Below are 16,012 nucleotides of genomic sequence, written 5' to 3'. Positions count from 1 at the left end.
GTCAGGCTCTGGCGGCAACGCTCAAACTAGCCGCCAGTTGCCGGCCCGCCGCAGCAGACCGTTGGAAATAGGTAATGGCACACCGACCGGACGCGGATCGCCGCGCCGAGGCAATCGCCGAAGCACGGTCGATTGCAACGTTTCTAGCCTAGCGCAGTCGTTAGCAACGACCGTACAGGCGAACCACCGGAAAAATAAGCCCGGCATTATCCTGCAAACCCGACTCTTTGTCTTGGGGACACCACGTCATGGAATTTGTTGTCAAAAGCGCCAAAGCCTCCACCCAGAAGACCGCCACCCTGATTCTGCCGCTAGGCGAGGATTGCGTCCTCGGCAGCGTCGCGCAGAGCGTGGACAGCGCCAGCGGCGGCGCGCTCAGTGCCGCGCTCAAGCGTGGTGACATTCAGGGCAAGTCGGGACAGACACTGCTGCTGCACAGCCTGCCGGGACTCAAGGCCGAACGCGTACTGCTGGTCGGCATCGGCAAGGCGGACGACCTCGACAGTCGTCAATGGCGCAAGGTGGTCAACGCCGCATTGGCTGTGATCAAGAACCTCGGCGGCGGCGACGCGGCTTTCGCCATGCAGGACGTGCAGGTCAAGGGCCGCGACAGCTACGCGCGCACTCGCCTGCTGGTGGAGATCGTCGCCGACGGCCAGTACGTGTTCGACAGCTTCAAGAGCAAGAAAGCCGAACCGCGCGCACTGCAAAAGATCACCCTGCTCTGCGACAAGACCGAACAGCCAGCAGTGGAGCGCGCCGCGCGCGAAGCCTCGGCGATCGCCAGCGGCATGGCCTTCACCCGCGACCTCGGCAATCTGCCGCCGAATGTCTGCCACCCGACCTACATCGCCGAGCAGGCCAAGCAGATGAGCAAGGCTTACAAGGGCCTGAATGTCGACGTTCTGGATGAGAAGAAGCTGAGGGATCTCGGCGCCGGCGCTTTCCTCGCGGTATCCCAGGGTAGCGATCAGCCCGGCTGCATCATCGTCATGCAGTACAACGGCGGCAACAAAGGCGACAAACCTTATGCCCTGGTAGGCAAAGGCATCACCTTCGATACCGGCGGCATCAGCCTCAAGCCGGGCCAGGGCATGGACGAGATGAAGTACGACATGGGCGGTGCCGCCTGCGTACTCGGCACGCTCAAGGCCGTACTGGAGCTGCAGCTGCCGATTAACCTGGTCTGCCTGCTGGCCTGCGCCGAGAACATGCCCAGCGGCGGTGCGACTCGCCCGGGCGACATCGTCACCACCATGAGCGGCCAGACTGTGGAAATCCTCAATACCGACGCTGAAGGCCGTCTGGTGCTGTGCGATACCCTCACCTACGCCGAACGCTTCGAGCCACGCGCAGTAATTGACGTGGCCACCCTGACCGGCGCCTGTATCGTCGCGCTGGGCAGCAACACCTCGGGGCTGCTGGGCAACAACGACGAACTGGTGCAGCAGCTGCTGCAGGCAGGCGAAAGTGCCGCTGACCGCGCCTGGCAACTGCCGCTGTTCGACGAGTATCAGGAGCAGCTGGACAGCCCCTTCGCCGATATCGCCAACATTGGCGGCCCCAAGGCCGGCACCATTACTGCCGCCTGCTTCCTCTCGCGCTTCACCAAGAAATACGCCTGGGCGCATCTGGATATCGCCGGTACGGCCTGGACCAGTGGCGGCAAGGAAAAAGGCGCTACCGGTCGTCCCGTGCCGCTGCTGACCCAATACCTGTTGGACCGGGCAAACTGACGATGCCGACCGCCGCGCATAGAGCCTCGGGCCGGAGCCGTCTCACATCGGCCGGCCCGGACGGAGCACGGCCATGACCCGGATCGAGTTCTATGTACTGCCGGATGACAACCCGCTCGGCCGCTTGCGGGCGGCCTGCCAACTGGCAGCCAAGGGTTGGCAGCACGGCATGCAGGTATTCATCCGCTGCGTGGACGAGGAGCAATCGAACCAGTTGGATGAGTTGCTCTGGAGCTTTCGCGCCGAGCGCTTCATCCCCCACGAGCAGGACGCCGATGACCCGCAGGCACCGGTGGTCGTCGGTATCGACCAGGCGCCGCCGTTCGCCCAGGGACTGCTGATCAACCTGGCGTCGACGCTTTCGTCGCACCTTGACCAGTTCAGCCGGATCATCGAGATCGTCAATCAGGAGCCGCAGCTGCTGACCGCCTGCCGGGAGAATTTCCGCCTGTATCGCCGTCAGGGCTATGATCCGCAACGGGTCGAACTCTAGAACCCTCCATACGACAGCAAGGGACAACCCCTGGCAGCAGCCGGGATGCTGCAGCCTCCGGAACCTCTGAGATGACACCGAAAGCCCCGAACAAACCCGCCGAGCTGCTGAGCGATCTCGAGTCCATTCGCGCCCTGCTCGGTGACGACTTCCCTGACAACCCGCCGAACAGCGAAGCGCTTGATCCAGACAGCATCCCCTTGCTGTCCGATATCGTCGAGCCGGCCCCAGCTGTAACCTCCGGCGACCCGAGTGACGACGAGCCACGGGAAACCAGTGTACGCAGCGCGTTCCGCTCCCTGGCTGAGCGGCACATTGATCACGAGCTGCGCACCGCCGCCAACCTGATCCTGCAGGAAGTGATCGACGACTTCGTGCCGCAGATCGAAGCGGAGCTCAAGCGCCGCCTGGAAACACGCCTCGAGCGCCTGGTTCGTACACCGCGCCCCTGAAGCGTCGCAACCGCGCTTTCTCCGCGCTAATCCGCAGTTAATCCCGCACGGCCGCGAAACCTCGCGGCCGTTTGCCTTTATACTTGCCCGTTTTTCCGACCAGCCGTTTTAAGGGTCCCGCCGCATGGACAAGACCTACCAGCCGCACGCCATCGAGACTTCCTGGTACCAGACCTGGGAATCGAACAACTATTTCGCCCCGCAAGGTTCCGGCGAGCCCTACACCATCATGATCCCGCCGCCGAACGTCACCGGCAGCCTGCACATGGGTCACGGCTTCAACAACGCGATCATGGACGCGCTGATCCGCTGGCGCCGCATGCAGGGCCGCAACACCCTGTGGCAGCCGGGCACCGACCATGCAGGTATCGCCACGCAGATGGTGGTCGAGCGCCAATTGGCCGCCCAGGGCGCCAGCCGTCATGACCTGGGCCGCGAGAAGTTTCTCGAGAAGGTCTGGCAGTGGAAGGAAGAATCCGGCGGCACCATTACCCGGCAGATCCGTCGCCTGGGCTCCTCGGTGGACTGGTCACGCGAGCGCTTCACCATGGACGATGGTCTCTCCGAGGCGGTCAAGGAAGCCTTCGTGCGCCTGCATGAGGACGGCCTGATCTATCGCGGCAAGCGCCTGGTCAACTGGGATACCAAGCTGCACACCGCCATTTCCGATCTGGAAGTGGAGAACCACGACGAGAAGGGTCACCTCTGGCACCTGCGTTATCCGCTGGCCGACGGCTGCAAGACCGCCGATGGCCTGGATTACCTGGTGGTCGCCACTACCCGCCCGGAAACCATGCTCGGTGACGCCGCCATTGCGGTGCATCCTGAAGACGAGCGTTACAAGAGCCTGATCGGCCGCCACGTCATGCTGCCGCTGGTCAACCGCCTGATCCCCATCGTTGCCGACGACTACGTCGACCTCGAGTTCGGCACCGGCTGCGTGAAGATCACCCCGGCGCATGACTTCAACGACTACGAGGTCGGCAAGCGCCATCACCTGCCGCTGATCAACATCTTCGACCAGAACGCCTGCATCCTGGCCCGCGCCCAGGTGTTCAACATCGATGGCTCGGTGAACGACAAAATCGACGGCAGCCTGCCGGACGGCTATGCGCACATGGACCGCTTCGATGCACGCAAGGCCATCGTCGCCGAATTCGACGCCATGAGCCTGCTGGAGAAGATCGACGATCACGCGCTGAAAGTGCCTCGCGGCGATCGCTCCGGCACCATCATCGAGCCCTGGCTGACGGATCAGTGGTACGTGTCCACCAAGCCGCTCGCCGAGAAGGCCATCGCCGCCGTCGAGAGTGGCGAGATCCAGTTCGTGCCCAAGCAGTACGAGAACATGTACTTCAGCTGGATGCGCGACATCCAGGACTGGTGCATCAGTCGTCAGCTCTGGTGGGGCCACCGCATTCCGGCCTGGTACGACGAAGCCGGCAACGTCTACGTTGGCCGCCATGAAGTGGAAGTGCGCAGCAAGTACAACCTCTGCAACAACGTCGAGCTGCGTCAGGACGAGGACGTGCTGGACACCTGGTTCAGCTCCGGGCTGTGGACCTTCTCCACCCTCGGCTGGCCGCAGCAGACCGATTTCCTCAAGACCTTCCATCCCACCGACGTGCTGGTCACCGGCTTTGACATCATTTTCTTCTGGGTTGCCCGGATGATCATGCTGTCCACCCACCTGACCGGGCAGATTCCGTTCAAGACCGTGTATGTGCACGGCTTGGTACGCGATGGCCAGGGGCAGAAGATGTCCAAGTCCAAGGGCAACGTGCTCGACCCGCTGGACATCGTCGATGGCATCACCCTCGATGAGCTACTGACCAAGCGCACCAGCGGCATGATGCAGCCCAAGCTCGCCGAGAAGATCGCCAAGCAGACCCGCGCCGAATTCCCCGAAGGTATCGCCAGCTACGGTACCGACGCCCTGCGCTTCACCTTCTGCTCGCTGGCCTCCACCGGTCGTGACATCAAGTTCGACATGGGTCGCGTCGAGGGATATCGCAACTTCTGCAACAAGATCTGGAACGCCGCCAACTTCGTCTTCGAGAATACCGAAGGCAAGGACACCGGCGCCAACGACGAACCGGTGGAGCTGTCCTCGGTTGACCGCTGGATCATCTCCGCCCTGCAGCGCACCGAAGCCGAAGTGACCCGCCAGCTCGAGGCCTTCCGCTTCGACCTGGCAGCCCAAGCGCTGTACGAATTCATCTGGGATGAGTACTGCGCCTGGTACCTGGAGCTGGTCAAGCCGCTGTTGTGGGACGAAACCGCCAGCGCCGAGCGCCAGCGCGGCACCCGCCGGACCCTGGTGCGCGTACTGGAAACCGCGCTGCGCCTGGCGCATCCGTTCATGCCGTTCATCACCGAGGAAATCTGGCAACGCGTTGCACCGCTGGCCGGTAAGTCCGGTCCGACGCTGATGCTGCAGCCCTGGCCGGAGTTCAATCCGGAGCGCATCGACGAGGCCGCCGAAGGCGATATCGAGTGGGTCAAGGCCTTCATGCTGGGCATTCGCCAGATCCGAGGCGAGATGAACATCTCCATGGCCAAGCGTGTCGACGTGGTCCTGGGCAACGCCTCAACCGAGGACCAGCGCCGCCTGGCCGACAACGAGCCGCTGCTGAAGAAGCTGGCCAAGCTGGAAAGCGTGCGCCTGCTCGGCGACGGTGAAGAAGCCCCCCTGTCGGCCATCGCGCTGGTCGGTGACATGCAGGTGCTGGTACCGATGGCCGGCCTGATTGACAAGGATGCCGAACTGGCACGCCTGGACAAGGAGATCGCGCGACTGGACGGCGAAGTCAAACGTGTCGGCGGCAAGCTGTCGAACGCCGGCTTCGTCGACAAGGCGCCAGCCGAGGTGATCGACAAGGAACGCGCCAAACTGGCCGAGGCAGAACAGGCCAAAGCCCGGTTGCAGGAGCAGCGCGACCGAATCGCCACCCTCTGATCATCTGATCATCTGATCATCGCGTTAAACGAGAAGGCCAGCCCGAAAGGTGCTGGCCTTTTTGCTTAAGGAGGTCATCTTGATTGATGACAAGTTATTACCGGTAACGCTGATACACTATGTCGCACATGAAACACCCCTTTACAAACTGGCAGGCCGTTAAAGCCAAGACGAACAGCTCGACGATGTGAAATGAGCCCTCTGCAGCGAGGCCCGATGTCTTCCCGCATCGAGCTGTACGCGCAACCGTTTACCAGCGGCAGGCAACTGCCTCGCACCCGCGGTTCCCGACTTGTCTCACCTCCGATAGCCGATCGCCGCCTGCCAGCCGCTGAGGCTGCGTCGCCACGTCCGCATGCCCGGCAAGGTTCCTCAAGATGGAGTCCCTCCGATGTATGCACTCATGGCTGTCGTGTTCGTCATAGGCTATCTATGCATAGCCTTTGAACATCCCCTGAAAATAGACAAGGCCGCCGCGGCAATCCTCACCGCGGTGTTGACCTGGACCATTCTGGTGCTAGGCGCCGACCAGATCCTTCCGCTGCTGCAGCCTGGCAGCCATGACCCGGCGGACTCGTCTGCCGTAGTGGTCGAAGCGCTGCGTCACCATCTGGGCGAAGTGTCAGAGATTCTCTTCTTCCTGCTCGGGGCGATGACCATCGTCGAGCTGATCGACTCGCACGAAGGCTTCAAGGCGATCACCGACCGCATCCAGACCCGCAAGCGCGTGCACCTGCTGTGGATCATCGGTTTCCTGACCTTCTTCCTCTCTGCTGCACTGGACAACCTGACTACCACCATCGTCATGGTATCGCTGCTGCGCAAGCTCATCCGCGGCCGCCCCGAGCGCTGGTTGTTCGTCGGTGTCGTGGTGATCGCCGCCAACTCCGGTGGCGCCTGGTCGCCGATCGGTGACGTGACCACCACCATGCTCTGGATCGGCAACCAGATCACCGCCTCGGGCGTGATCGTCAACCTGTTCCTACCGAGCCTGGTGTGCCTGCTGGTGCCGCTGATCATCCTCAGCTTCACCCTGCGCGGCGAAGCCCCGCGGCCGCGGCCGCGCGCCCACTTGGCCGAGAAGCACCCGCCTAGCACCAGTGTGTTCGAGCGCAATCTGGTGCTTGGTCTTGGCCTCGCCGCCCTGCTGTTCGTCCCGGTATTCAAGACAGTCACCCACCTGCCCCCGTACATGGGCATCCTCTTCGGCCTGGGCGTACTCTGGGTGGCTACCGAGATCATCCACCGCAACAAGAATGCCGAAGACAAGCACCCGCTCTCTGTAGTCGGCGTCCTGCGCAAGGTGGATACCCCAAGCGTGCTGTTCTTCCTCGGCATCCTGCTGGCGGTCTCCAGCCTTGCCACCGCCGGCCATCTCACCCAGGTCGCCACGGCGCTGCGCGAATCGCTCGGCCATATCTACGCGATCAACTACGCCATCGGCCTGCTCTCCGCAGTCGTCGATAACGTGCCGCTGGTAGCCGGCGCGATGAAGATGTACCCACTAGTCAGCGAGAAGATGCTCGCGGCTACCGCCGCAGAAGAGCTCGGCTGGATGTCGCAGTTCGTCATCGACGGCAACTTCTGGGAAATGCTCGCCTATTGCGCGGGCACCGGCGGCAGCACGCTGATCATCGGCTCGGCTGCAGGCGTTGCAGCCATGGGCATGGAAAAGATCAGCTTCACCTGGTATATCAAGCGCGTCAGCGTGCTGGCTTTCCTCGGTTACACTGCGGGCGCCGCGACCTACATCGGCATGCTCGCCCTGCGCTGAGCCATCGCCCTGCCAGGTCGTTGCCGCCAAAGGCGCCATCAACGACCTGGCCAGGGACCACGCATGACCGTCAGCAAGACCAAAACCAGTTTCTACCGCCGACTCTACGTCGCCTGGCTGATCGACAGCGGCAGCGCCACCAGCGTCCCGGCGCTGATGGCAGCCACCGGCATGCCGCGCCGCACCGCCCAGGACACCCTTGCCGCGCTCGCGGACCTGGATATCGAATGCACGTTCGAGCAGGACGATGGTGAACGGCATAACGCCGGCCACTACGCCATCCGCGACTGGGGCGCGATCGACAAAGGCTGGATCGAGCGAAACCTGAAGCACATCAGGTCCGTCCTTGATTACCCCTGATCGTCCATGAACACCGATTTGCTGCTGGTCCTCGCGCTGCTGGCGGGCTGCGTCGGCCTGTTCGCGCTGAACAAGCCGCGCATGGACGTAGTCGCGGTGCTGGCGATGGTAGCCCTGCCGCTGACCGGCGTGCTCAGCGTGCAAGAGGCGCTGGCCGGTTTTAGCGATCCGAGCGTAGTGCTAATTGCCACGCTGTTCGTCATCGGCGACGGCCTGGTGCGTACCGGCATCGCCTATCGCCTGGGCGACTGGCTGATGCGCGCTGCTGGCAACAGTGAAACTCGTCTGCTGATTCTGCTGATGCTGGCCGTCGCCGGGCTCGGCTCGGTGATGAGCTCGACTGGCGTGGTGGCGATATTCATCCCCGTTGTGCTCGGCATCGCCAATCGCATGAAGGTATCGCCGCGGCGGTTGATGATGCCGCTGGCATTTGCCGGGCTGATCAGCGGCATGCTGACCCTGGTGGCGACGCCGCCAAATCTGGTGGTCAACAGCGAGCTGCGTCGCGCCGGCCTCGAAGGTTTCGCCTTCTTTGCTTTCACCCCGATCGGTCTGGCGATCCTGTTGCTCGGGATCGGCTACATGCTGCTGGCGCGTCGCTGGCTGGGTATCGACAAGCACAGCGAAACGCTGGAGCCACGGCATACCCTGGCCGACCTTGCGCAGAGCTACCGGCTGGACGAACGCGAGCGGCGACTGCGGATCTTGCCGGGGTCGGTCCTGGCCAACCAGGCACTCGATGCGCTGCAACTACGCAGCCAGTACGGCATCAACGTGATCGCGGTGGAACGCCACGAGCGCCTGCGCAACCTGCTGTTGATGGCCACCGGCAACACCGAACTGTTTGTCGGTGATGTGCTGCTGGTCGATCTCGCCAGCCCGGCCATCGGCCTGCTCGGCGCCTACCAGGAACTCGGCCTGGAACCGTTGCAGCTCAGCACGTCCTACTACGCCGACCATGCACGCGAGCTGGGCCTGGCGGAGGTCGCACTGCCGCCGGATTCGCGCCTGCCGGGCAAGACCATCCAGCAGCTCGGGTTTCGCAGCCGCCACAAGCTCAACGTTGTCGGTCTGAGGCGCAACCGCGAGGCGCTGCAAGGGCTCCTGGTGGATGAGAAGCTCAAGCCGGCCGACACCCTGCTGGTCGCCGGCAGCTGGAAGCACATCCACCGGCTGCAGGGGCTAAGCCGCGACTTCCTGGTGTTGAGCCTGCCGGCGGAAGTGGACGACGTCGCTCCGGCCGCCAACCAGGCCCCCTTCGCGCTGCTCGGGTTGGCGGTGATGATCGTGCTGATGGTCGGCGGTGTGGTGCCCAATGTGCTCGCCGCGCTGATCGGTTGCCTGGTCATGGGCCTGTTCCGCTGCATCGACATGGACAGCGCCTACAAGGCGATCCACTGGCAAAGCCTGATACTGATCGTCGGCATGCTGCCGTTCGCGCTGGCGCTGCAGAAGACCGGCGGCATCGCCCTGGCGACCTCCGGGCTGGTCGGCCTGCTCGGCGACGCCGGCCCGCATGCGCTGCTTGCCTGCCTATTCCTGCTCACCGCGCTGATCGGGCTGTTCATCTCCAATACGGCGACAGCTGTGCTGATGGCGCCCGTCGCGCTTTCCACCGCCGAACAGCTGGGCGCCTCGCCCTACCCGTTCGCCATGATCGTCGCCCTGGCCGCCTCGGCCGCGTTCATGACACCGATTTCCTCACCGGTGAACACCCTGGTGCTCGGCCCAGGACAGTATCGCTTCGCTGATTTCGTACGCATCGGTGTGCCCTTCACACTTCTGGTGATGGCGGTTTCCGTGGCGCTGGTTCCGCTGCTGTTCCCGCTTTGATCTAACTGGCAGCGGATCGCCGGCACATGTGTCGCTGTAGAAAAGTGGCATGGCGGCGGTAAGGTCCAGCCGTTAAGCTCCAGCTCTCATTCTAAGAAGAACAGATTCCATGCCTCAGCGTGTCGCCCTGTTTCCGGTCCTGCTGGCCGGTGCCGTTCTGTTGTTGGTCGTCCATGGCCTTGGCCGCTTCGTCTATACCCCGCTGCTGCCCTGGCTGGTGGAGGACGGTCTGCTCAGCGTGCAGGAAGGCGCCAGCATCGCCAGCTGGAACTACCTCGGCTATCTGATCGGCGCCCTGCTCGCGGTGCGCTGGCATCGCGTCGCACAGATCCGCCGCACGTTGCCTTGGGCGCTAGGGCTGCACGTGTTGAGCAGCCTGCTACAGACCCAGGCCGAATCCGCCGATGCCCTGGCTGCCTTGCGCCTGGCCAACGGAATCAGCAACGGCCTGGTGTTCGTCCAGGCGCCCTCGCTGATCCTCGAATGGCTGGCACGCCAGCAGCGCGTGTCCTCCAGCGGCCTGGTCTATCTCGGCGTCTGCGTCGGCCTGATTCTCTCCAGCCTACTGGTGAGCCTGAGCGATGGGTATCTGCTCGGTGCCGAGCGCTGGTGGCCGGCGGCGCTGCTGTCGATACCGCTGGCCTGGTGGGGCTGGCGCCAGCTGTCGCGGCTGGACGTGCCCGACGAGGAAAAGGCTCATCCTTCGGCGGAGCCACCCAGCGGCAAGCTGCTCGATCGCTCCAGCACGCCACTGTTTCTTTCTTACGCCGGTGCTGGGATGGGCTACATCCTGCCGATGACGTTTCTGCCGATGGTCGCGCGCTTGCAGGTCGAGCCAGGGGATTTCCTGATTGGTGGCAGCTGGCTGGTCGTCGCACTGGCAACGCTGCCGTCGCCCTGGCTTTGGAATCGCCTCGGCGTGCGCATGGGCGACGACATCGCCTTGCGCCTGAGCTATCTCACCCAGCTGCTCGGCGTGCTCGCCGCGCTGCTGCTGCCCGGGGCCGTCGGCATCCTGCTCTGTGCGGTGCTGGTCGGCGGGACCTTCCTCGGTACGGTACTGCTGACCCAGCGTCTGGCGCGGGCGCTGCATCCACACCAGGGACCGCGGCTATCAGCGGCGCTGATCGCACTCTACGGCCTGACCCAGCTCGCCGCACCCTGGCTGACGAGTATCTGGATGGGCATGGGCGGCAGCCTGCACAGTGCCTTCTGGCTCGGCGCGGGTGCGCTGCTCTGGGGGCTGTTCTGGATGCTGATGGTGCCCCGTCGCCGCTAGCATCAAGCCTATCCGTCAGCAGCGGTTGTGGGACAATGCGCGCCCCAGCCGCCAACCTCCGCCGATCAAATGCCGCGCAAAGCCACCCCCCCGCCTTCGCAGCCCGTCCGTGCCGAACCCGGCAAGGCCGTATTGCATCCACGCAATCGCCATACCGGCCGCTACGACTTCCCGGCGCTGATCGCCGGCTGCCCGGAGTTGGCCGAGTACGTCATCCTCAATCCCTACGGCAAGCAGAGCATCGACTTCGCCAACCCCGATGCGGTGCGGGTGTTCAATCGCGCGCTGCTCAGGCAGTTCTACGGAATCCAGCACTGGGACATTCCGCCAGGCTACCTGTGCCCGCCGGTGCCAGGGCGCGCTGATTACCTGCACGGACTGGCCGATCTGCTCGCGCAGAACGATGCCAGCGCCATTCCCCGCGGCACCGCCATTCACGCGCTGGACATCGGCACCGGCGCCAACTGCATCTACCCGCTGATCGGCCATCGCGAATACGGCTGGCGCTTCACCGGCAGTGATATCGATGCTACGGCTCTGGCCTCGGCACGCACCATCGTCTCGGCCAATGGCCTCGCCTGGGCCATCGAACTAAGACAGCAGACCGCGCCGAAGCACATCTTCAAGGGCATGGTGTTGCCGGAGGATCGCTTCGACCTGACGTTGTGCAACCCGCCCTTCCATGCGTCGCAGGCCGAAGCCAGCAGTGGCAGCCAGCGCAAGTGGCGCAACCTTGGCAAGCTTGATCCCAGCCGCAAACTACCCGCGCTCAATTTCGGCGGTCAGGCGGCGGAGCTCTGGTGCGAAGGTGGCGAAGCGGCCTTTGTCGCGCGCATGGCGGAGGAAAGCGTCGCGTTCGCCGGACAGGTCTACTGGTTCAGCACATTGGTATCGAAGGGCGCCAACGTGGCGCCACTGGAGGCGCGGCTCAAGCGCCTCGGTGCCCGGCAGGTGCGCACGCTGGACATGGCTCAGGGACAGAAGAAGAGCCGCTTCGTCGCCTGGACGTTTCTGACCGAAGCTGAGCAGACGAACTGGCGCGCCGAGCGCTGGCCGAAAGGGTGAAATTCAGGCAGGCGCCAACGGAGGGCGTTAGACCGCCACGTCCCAGAGCTGCTTGTTCTTCAGCGCCATGGTCTGGATATAGCGCGGTTCACCGTTGATCTCTTCCAGTTCGGTCATCCCGGCCAGCTCGCCTACCACGCGATAACGCTTGCCTACACGCTTGTCCTTCAACGGATAGAGCTTGGCGATTTGTTGGGCGAGTTCGGTAAGGGTGGACATTGCTTGTTGCTCCATTGACTGCGTGCCGCAGGTATTTACCAACTGTTGATGACGGTTATGCGACAGCCGAGCCGTAGAACAGGGTTGCAGGGCTGCCACTTGATCGCAGGCGTACACGCACAAAAGCCGGTAGGTTGCTGCTAAGAACCGGCGATTTGTTCTTAATTTCTTCTACGCCGCTTCGCTTTGGAGCGATGAATACCGAATTGATTCCGTCACGTTCGTCGCCGCTCGCGGACTACAGACGTGGGTACCTGAGCGGTAATCGCTGGCAGTGCGGCCAGACATGCCGGCCACGCTAAAAAGAAGGAATCAGGAGATCGAGCAGGAGCTGCTTCAGCAGGTGCCCAGGCCCATCTGTAGGAGCGCCAGGCCGCCGCGCTGCCAGCCCCACCAGGCAAGCGCCAGCAGGCCCAGCAGCAGCGCGCCGGCCAGACCCAGCCAGAGCGGCTTCATCAGTTGACCTGCGCCTCGCGCAAGCGCTCGACCGGCTGCTCACGAATCGGCCAGTTGAGCACCGCTGCCATCAGGCTCAGCGCGATTGCGATCTGCCAGACCAGGTCGTAGCTGCCAGTGCGGTCGTACAGCCAACCGCCAAGCCAGCCGCCGAAGAACGAGCCCAGCTGATGGAAGAGAAAGGCGATGCCGCCAAGCATCGACAGGTTGCGCACGCCGAACATAGTCGCCACGGTGCCGTTGGTCAGCGGCACCGTGGACAGCCAGAGCAAGCCCATGGCAATACCGAATGCATAGGCGCTCCAGACACTCAATGGTGCCAGCAGGAAGATACTGATCACCACGCCGCGAATCAGGTACAACCCGGCCAGCAGCTTCGGTTTCGAATAGCAGCTGCCCAGCCAACCGGCGGTATAGGTGCCGACCACATTGAACAGCCCAACCAGTGCCAAAACAGTGGTGCCGACCTGCGCCGGCAGGTGCTTATCGACCAGATAGGCCGGCAGGTGCAGGCCGATGAAGACCACCTGGAAGCCGCAGACGAAGAAGCCCAGGGCCAGCAGACGGAACCCGGAATGCCCGGCTGCCTCGCGCAGCGCCTCGCCCAGTGACTGCTGCGTGCCGGGTGCCGCGGGCGCCTGCGCCGGACTGCGCATCATCCCCGCAAGCGGCACGATCAGCGCCACCAGCAAGCCAAGCGCCATAAGCGCCGAGGACCACCCCAGCCACTCGATGAGACCCAGGCTGCCCGGCAGCATGATGAACTGGCCGAAGGAGCCGGCGGCACTGGCGATGCCCATCGCCATGCTGCGCTTCTCCGGCGGCACCGCCCGCCCCACTGCACCGAGGATGACTGAGAACGAGGTACCTGACAGCCCCAGCCCGATCAGCAGCCCGGCACTCAACGTCAGCGTCGTCGGTGAATCGGACACCGCCATCAACGCCAGGCCCACGGCGTAGAGAATGCCGCCGATCAGCACCGCACGGGCCACGCCGAAGCGATCCGCCAACGCGCCGGTGACCGGTTGCACCAGCCCCCAGATCAGGTTCTGTATCGCAATGGCGAACGCGAACACCTCACGGCCCCAGCCGAACTCGGCACTCATAGGCGGCAGGAACAGACCGAACCCGTGGCGCACGCCGAGGGAAATCGCAAGGATCAGCGAGCCACCAGCGAGAATCCAGGCAGAGTTGCGCCATGCAGCGGTCATGGGTGTCATTCCTCGAAGAAAAGGCGACCAGTTTACTCAGTTAAGCCTTTCTTTCGTCACCCCATGTGTCCGATCGGGTGCCCTCCGCTCTCGTGGAACGCTAAAGCGCCATCAACCCTACGGCCATCAACAGCGGGGTCGCTACGCTGATCGCGGCGTTCAGCCCCAATGCCGGCAGCAGGCGTTGCGCCTGCAGCGGTTCGCGACGCAGCAACCAGGCCGCCCGCAGAGCCAGCGGCAAGGTCAACAGGCCGAGTGCGCCACCGGCCAGACCTGGCTGCGCCAGCACAGCCAGGAGTACACCGTAGGCCAGCAACCACTGCGCAAGCGCCACGCGCACGGCGTTGCCGCAGCCGATATGCATCGGCAGGGTACGCCGGCCGACAGCGCGGTCGGCATCAATGTCCGGAAACTGGCCGAGCAACAGCAGGTTGTTGCAGAGCAGCAGAGGAGTCAGGATCAACCACAGATCGCCAAGATCCGGGGCGCCGCCGAGAACGATGCGCGTACCCAGCACCATCAGCGCGAATCCCAGGCCCGGCGCGAACAGGCACAGCCAAGGGTGGCGGGTCAGCCAGGGCGTGTAAAGCAGCACCAGCAGCAGCCCCACCAGACCAACCGGCGCCAGACTGAGCAACAGCGGCGGCTGGCGCAGCAGGAAGAACAGGCCGATCAGCGCGCAGGTCAGCAGGCTGCCGAGACCGAGCAGCAATGTGCGACCCAGCAGATGCGGATGGGTCACCAAGGTGCCGCTGCCACCGCTGAACGCCGTGCGGCGGGTCTGCAGGTCCAGGCCACTGCGGTAATCACCCCATTCGTTGAGCGCATTGACTGCCACATGGGCGGCCAGGGCGCCGAGCATCACCAGCAGTGCATCACTGTAGGGCATCGCTTCCGCGCTCCCGCGCGCTGCTAAGGCCAGCCCGAGCGCCACGCAGCTCAGCGTGAGCAGCAGAAAACGACCGCGCGCCACACCCAGCCAGTCCAAGGTTCCGCTCATCTGTGCCTCCCGCTATCGTCCTGTGTACGGCAGGCTAACCCCAACGCCGCGAGGCGTCCTTGACACAGATCGACTCCGCCAGACCGCAGCTTCGGCTGCAGGCACGCACCACCCGCTCTCGGGTAAACTGCCCAACCTGTTGCATTCCAGCCGTGAGACCACCATGCCCATCCGCCACTGCATCGTCCATCTGATCGAGAAAAAGCCGGACGGCACCCCCGCCGTGCTTCATGCCCGTGACTCGGAGCTGGGCAACTCCCAGGCCATCGAAAACCTGCTGGCCGATCTCAACGAGAGCTACAACGCCAAGCAGGGCAAGGCCTGGGGCTTCTTTCACGAGGAGTCCGGCGCTTATCCGTTCAGCGGCTGGCTCGCGCAGTACATGGAAGGCAATCAGGACTTCACCGCATTCAGCCGCCAGGCAGTCGAGCACCTGCAGAAGCTGATGGAGGAATCCAACCTGTCCACCGGTGGTCACGTGCTGTTCGCCCACTACCAGCAGGGCATGACCGATTACCTGGCCATCGCCCTGCTGCACCACAGCAACGGCGTCACCGTTACCGACTCGCTGGACGTGACCGAAGCCCGGCACCTGGACCTCGGCCAGCTGCACCTGGCGACGCGGATCAACATCTCCGAGTGGCAGAACAACAAGCAGTCCAAGCAGTACATCTCCTTCATCAAGGGCAAGAACGGCAAGAAGGTGTCCGAGTACTTCCGCGACTTCATCGGCTGCCAGGAAGGCGTCGACGGCCCGGGCGAGACGCGCACGCTGCTCAAGGCCTTCAGCGACTACGTCGAAAGCGAGGACCTGCCCGAAGAAAAAGCGCGGGAGAAGACCAGCGCGCTGGTCGGCTACGCCAGCAGCCAGGCGAAGATCGGCGAGCCGATGTCGCTGGAGGAGCTGTCCGGGGTGATCGATGAGGAAAACCCACGCGCGTTCTACGAGCACATCCGCAACAAGGACTACGGCCTGTCGCCAGAGATTCCGGCCGACAAGCGCACGCTCAACCAGTTTCAGCGCTTCACCGGGCGCGCCGAAGGGCTGTCGATCAGCTTCGAGTCGCATCTGCTGGGCTCGAAGGTCGAGTACGACGAGGCGCGCGACATGCTGATCATCCGCCAGCTGCCAACCCAGCTGAAGGACCAGCTCAAGCGGCGCAAGGACTGACCGC

Annotated in this window: 13 protein-coding genes; 10 read left to right on the top strand and 3 right to left on the bottom strand. The window is 63.8% G+C overall.

The features are described 5' to 3' along the window. Nucleotides 1-248: 248 nt before the first annotated feature. The 9 genes from UIB01_RS05670 (at nucleotide 249) to rlmF (ending at nucleotide 11,951) form a co-directional block, all read left to right on the top strand. Nucleotides 249-1,736, top strand: a complete 1,488-nt coding sequence (locus UIB01_RS05670; protein WP_038657697.1) for a leucyl aminopeptidase — start codon at nucleotides 249-251, stop codon at nucleotides 1,734-1,736. A gap of 73 nt (nucleotides 1,737-1,809) precedes the next feature. Continuing rightward, nucleotides 1,810-2,229 carry a DNA polymerase III subunit chi gene (locus tag UIB01_RS05665; RefSeq protein ID WP_038657695.1) on the top strand — a complete coding sequence of 140 codons (420 nt, stop codon included), beginning with the start codon at nucleotides 1,810-1,812 and terminating at the stop codon, nucleotides 2,227-2,229. 71 nt (nucleotides 2,230-2,300) lie between these two features. After that, the gene (locus UIB01_RS05660; protein ID WP_038657693.1) at nucleotides 2,301-2,681 is read left to right on the top strand and encodes a hypothetical protein; all 381 of its coding nucleotides are present in this window, start codon (nucleotides 2,301-2,303) and stop codon (nucleotides 2,679-2,681) included. A 124-nt stretch (nucleotides 2,682-2,805) separates the two neighbouring features. Beyond that, a complete protein-coding gene (locus UIB01_RS05655) occupies nucleotides 2,806-5,640 on the top strand; it encodes a valine--tRNA ligase (protein ID WP_038657691.1) in 2,835 nt (944 codons plus the stop codon). Nucleotides 5,641-6,031: 391 nt separating this feature from the next. Next, the gene (gene nhaD / locus UIB01_RS05650) at nucleotides 6,032-7,414 is read left to right on the top strand and encodes a sodium:proton antiporter NhaD (RefSeq protein ID WP_038657689.1); all 1,383 of its coding nucleotides are present in this window, start codon (nucleotides 6,032-6,034) and stop codon (nucleotides 7,412-7,414) included. 63 nt (nucleotides 7,415-7,477) lie between these two features. Beyond that, nucleotides 7,478-7,774: a winged helix-turn-helix domain-containing protein gene (locus UIB01_RS05645; RefSeq protein ID WP_038657687.1), complete on the top strand. Its 297-nt coding sequence runs from the start codon at nucleotides 7,478-7,480 to the stop codon at nucleotides 7,772-7,774. Between the two features lie 6 nt (nucleotides 7,775-7,780). Next, nucleotides 7,781-9,607 (top strand): SLC13 family permease, encoded by a 1,827-nt coding sequence (locus UIB01_RS05640; RefSeq protein ID WP_038657685.1) that lies wholly within the window; start codon nucleotides 7,781-7,783, stop codon nucleotides 9,605-9,607. 109 nt (nucleotides 9,608-9,716) lie between these two features. Further along, on the top strand, nucleotides 9,717-10,886 hold the full coding sequence (locus UIB01_RS05635) for a YbfB/YjiJ family MFS transporter (RefSeq protein WP_038657683.1): 1,170 nt from the start codon (nucleotides 9,717-9,719) through the stop codon (nucleotides 10,884-10,886). A gap of 69 nt (nucleotides 10,887-10,955) precedes the next feature. After that, entirely contained in the window at nucleotides 10,956-11,951 is a 996-nt protein-coding gene (gene rlmF / locus UIB01_RS05630) for a 23S rRNA (adenine(1618)-N(6))-methyltransferase RlmF (protein ID WP_038657681.1), read from the top strand. Between the two features lie 27 nt (nucleotides 11,952-11,978). On the opposite strand, the gene UIB01_RS05625 is transcribed toward rlmF, so the two are convergent. From UIB01_RS05625 to UIB01_RS05615, 3 genes are all read right to left on the bottom strand, one after another. Beyond that, a complete protein-coding gene (locus tag UIB01_RS05625; RefSeq protein WP_003298204.1) occupies nucleotides 11,979-12,170 on the bottom strand; it encodes a hypothetical protein in 192 nt (63 codons plus the stop codon). A gap of 455 nt (nucleotides 12,171-12,625) precedes the next feature. Next, on the bottom strand, nucleotides 12,626-13,837 hold the full coding sequence (locus tag UIB01_RS05620) for an MFS transporter (RefSeq protein WP_038657679.1): 1,212 nt from the start codon (nucleotides 13,835-13,837) through the stop codon (nucleotides 12,626-12,628). A gap of 100 nt (nucleotides 13,838-13,937) precedes the next feature. Further along, the gene (locus tag UIB01_RS05615; protein WP_038657677.1) at nucleotides 13,938-14,837 is read right to left on the bottom strand and encodes a prenyltransferase; all 900 of its coding nucleotides are present in this window, start codon (nucleotides 14,835-14,837) and stop codon (nucleotides 13,938-13,940) included. 163 nt (nucleotides 14,838-15,000) lie between these two features. On the opposite strand from UIB01_RS05615, the gene yejK reads away from it, so the two are divergent. Next, nucleotides 15,001-16,008 carry a nucleoid-associated protein YejK gene (gene yejK, locus UIB01_RS05610; protein WP_015276105.1) on the top strand — a complete coding sequence of 336 codons (1,008 nt, stop codon included), beginning with the start codon at nucleotides 15,001-15,003 and terminating at the stop codon, nucleotides 16,006-16,008. Nucleotides 16,009-16,012 lie beyond the last annotated feature (4 nt).

The sequence above is a fragment of the Stutzerimonas decontaminans genome, assembly GCF_000661915.1.
In the GTDB taxonomy this organism is placed as follows: Bacteria; Pseudomonadota; Gammaproteobacteria; order Pseudomonadales; family Pseudomonadaceae; genus Stutzerimonas; species Stutzerimonas decontaminans.
The sequence above is the reverse complement of the archived record's forward strand: the minus strand, read 5'-3'. Positions and strand labels throughout refer to the sequence as shown.